Annotated in this window: 3 protein-coding genes; 2 read left to right on the plus strand and 1 reads right to left on the minus strand. The window is 62.4% G+C overall.

Annotated features, from left to right (window positions below; all coding sequences use genetic code 11):
• Positions 1 to 12: 12 nt before the first annotated feature.
• Complete coding sequence (locus EN993_RS34300; RefSeq protein ID WP_127266093.1) at positions 13 to 972, minus strand: NAD(P)-dependent oxidoreductase; 960 nt, start codon at positions 970 to 972, stop codon at positions 13 to 15.
• Between the two features lie 114 nt (positions 973 to 1,086).
• Here EN993_RS34300 and EN993_RS34305 point away from each other — a divergent pair, with 114 nt between their 5' ends.
• Both EN993_RS34305 and EN993_RS34310 read left to right on the plus strand, forming a co-directional pair.
• Positions 1,087 to 1,662 carry a DUF4893 domain-containing protein gene (locus EN993_RS34305; RefSeq protein WP_126069402.1) on the plus strand — a complete coding sequence of 192 codons (576 nt, stop codon included), beginning with the start codon at positions 1,087 to 1,089 and terminating at the stop codon, positions 1,660 to 1,662.
• Between the two features lie 94 nt (positions 1,663 to 1,756).
• A complete protein-coding gene (locus EN993_RS34310; protein WP_127266094.1) occupies positions 1,757 to 2,539 on the plus strand; it encodes a formyl transferase in 783 nt (260 codons plus the stop codon).
• The last annotated feature ends 115 nt before the right edge of the window (positions 2,540 to 2,654 follow it).

Below are 2,654 nucleotides of genomic sequence, written 5' to 3' on the forward strand. Positions count from 1 at the left end.
GTTATGGCGACCTTACGGCCGGAATGGCGCAAGCCGCTGCTGTCGCGGGCTAAGCAGCCCCTCTTCCGTCCGCAGCGCTGCAAGCACATCGGCAAAGCTCGTCTTGCAGACGAAACCCAGCCTATCCCTTGCCCGCGACGCGTCATAGACGCGGTCGATGGAGGAAAACATCGTCCAGCCCTTTCGCGCATAAAGTGCTGGAAAATCCGGAAAATAGCGCGCGACGACCGACGGCGCATCAGCGATCAAGGCTGCGCAATCATCCGGGTGGAACGGCGTCGGCGCCGAGACGACGAAAATGTCGAAACCCAGCTGTGGCGCCTTTTCGAGGGCAAGGATGTGAGCCTCCGCCGCGTCCTCCACCTTCAGGCGCCGGAATAGCAATTCATTCGCCTTGGTGTTGGCATCCGACTGTTCGATCGCATGCGCCATGTCGTCGGCTTCGGGGAAGAAGCGGGCCGTGCGCAGCACCACCACCGGCAGTCCATGCTGGATATGATAGAGGCGGCAGAGATGCTCGGCCGAAAGCTTGGTGACGCCATAGATGTTGCGCGGCTCTGGCGACATCGCCTCCGTCAGCCAGGCCGCCTTGCGAGCGCCACCGCTGAAGCCGTCGCGTATCGCCTGCGAAATCATCAGCGACGTCGTCGAGGTGAAAACGAAGCGCTGCACGCCGGCCGCCACCGCCGCGTCGAGCAGGTTCAGCGTGCCTTGCACATTGGTGGCGACGAAATCGCTGTTGGCACGGTTCTCGATGTTGGGCTTGTGCAGCGCGCCGCTGTGGATGATCGCCTCGATCCGATTGTCGCCTACGGTGCGCAAGACAAGGTCACGGTCGGCGATCGAGCCGATCATCTGCGTTTCCGCCGATGGCACAGGATCGAGCCCGGCGACGTCGTGCCCAAGCGCGCGCAGACGCGGCGCCAGCGCGCTGCCCAGCCAACCCGACGATCCCGTGAGCAAGATTCGCATTCGTCACACCATGATTTTTGACCGTGACGCTGTTAAGCACGGATGACAGGCGCCAGCGACCCGATAAGTTATGCACCAGCGGCGCTGCGCCAGACATCAACCGGGAGGCTTCCGATGACACTTCGCCCGCTGTTCGCCCTTGTCGGCATGCTCTGCTGCACGCTCCCTGCCCTCGCCGATGGCGAGGTGCAGAAACTCATCACCCCAGCCGACAAGGCACGGCTCGACAAATATGGCGAGACCCGCAAGGCAGCGCTCGCCGAGGCGAAAGCGGGCGATCCCGCCGAGGTCAAGCAACTCGATGCCTTGCTGGCAAAGCCGTTGGTAGCCTTCTCCGACAAAGACCTGACCGGCAACTGGCGGTGCCGCACCATCAAGGCGGGCGGACCTTTGCCGCTCGTCATCTATGGCTGGTTCAAGTGCAAGGTGACCGACGACGGTTCCGGCTGGCGGCTGGAAAAGATCAGCGGCTCGCAGCGCACCAAGGGCCGTTTCTTCGACGACGGCGAGAAACGCGCGATCTATCTCGGCTCCTTCTATGTCAACAGCGATCCGGCAAAGCCCTATGGCAGCGGGCCGCAAACCGACCAGGTCGGCTATGCCTTCCGCAACAGCGCCAAGGAATGGCGCATCGAATTCCCGGCGCCCTATTACGAATCGAAGCTCGATATCATCGAATTCAAGCGCTGACCGTGTGTCGAAGAGCTGATCACCAAGGATTAACCCGGACGCCCTAGCATCCCGCCCATTGTCGAGAACGGGTTGCTTGGAGGGGGCAATATCCATGGCAGCATCAGAATCCAATACGCGTCCGATCGTGATCGTCACCGGAGGCGGCCCGCATGTCTGGGCGATCGTTAATGCGATCGCCGACCGCGTCGGCCCTGTCAGCGTCGTCCTCGAAACGCCTGAATCCAAAAAGCAATTGCTGCTTGGCCGTGCTCGCCGCAAGGGCTGGATCTCCGCCATCGGTCAGCTCGGCACCATGGTGCTGAGCAGGCTTGGCAAGCGGCTCCTCGCCGGCCATGCCGCGCGGCTGATTGCCGAGGAGAAGCTCGATGTCGAGCCGCGGCCGGACCAGAAGATCATCCATGTTGCTTCCGCCAACGGGCCGGAGTGCCTTGAGGCGATCGAGAAGATCCAGCCTGGCGTTGTCCTGCTTAACGGCTGCAGGCTGTTGTCGAAGGGCATGCTGGCCAGGATGCCTTGCCCGGTGCTCAACTATCACGCCGGCATCACGCCGAAATACCGCGGCATGAATGGCGGCTACTGGGCGCTGACATCAGGCGATCCGCACAATTTCGGCACCACCGTTCATCTGGTCGATGCCGGCGTCGATACCGGCGCCGTGCTGAAACAGGTGCGCGGTCAGCCGAAACGCGGCGACACCATCTCCAGCTATGCACTGCGCCAGGCCGCGTTCTCGCGCGACATCTGCGTCGAGGCGGTCAGCGACGTGCTGGCGGGAAGAATCGCCACCGTCGACCCGGGCCTGCCGTCGCAACAATGGTATCACCCGACGATCTGGTTCTATCTCTGGACGGGCCTCAGAACCGGCGTCTGGTAACACGTTCTTCGCCTGGAACCGCATGCCGCGCGCCGGCTATTCAGCCGCGTAAAACCCGCCGCTGGCACACGCTGCAGACGAATAAACCCACCTTTCATTTTACGACATCCAAATG

It is taken from the genome of Mesorhizobium sp. M7D.F.Ca.US.004.01.2.1 (genome assembly GCF_003997785.1).
GTDB lineage: Bacteria > Pseudomonadota > Alphaproteobacteria > Rhizobiales > Rhizobiaceae > Mesorhizobium > Mesorhizobium loti.

What these genes read in the sequence shown, in the direction of transcription:
- EN993_RS34300 (WP_127266093.1), bottom strand. Translation starts at nt 972, where the DNA reads ATGCGAATCTTGCTCACGGGATCGTCGGGTTGGCTGGGCAGCGCGCTG.
- EN993_RS34305 (WP_126069402.1), top strand. Translation starts at nt 1,087, where the DNA reads ATGACACTTCGCCCGCTGTTCGCCCTTGTCGGCATGCTCTGCTGCACG.
- EN993_RS34310 (WP_127266094.1), top strand. Translation starts at nt 1,757, where the DNA reads ATGGCAGCATCAGAATCCAATACGCGTCCGATCGTGATCGTCACCGGA.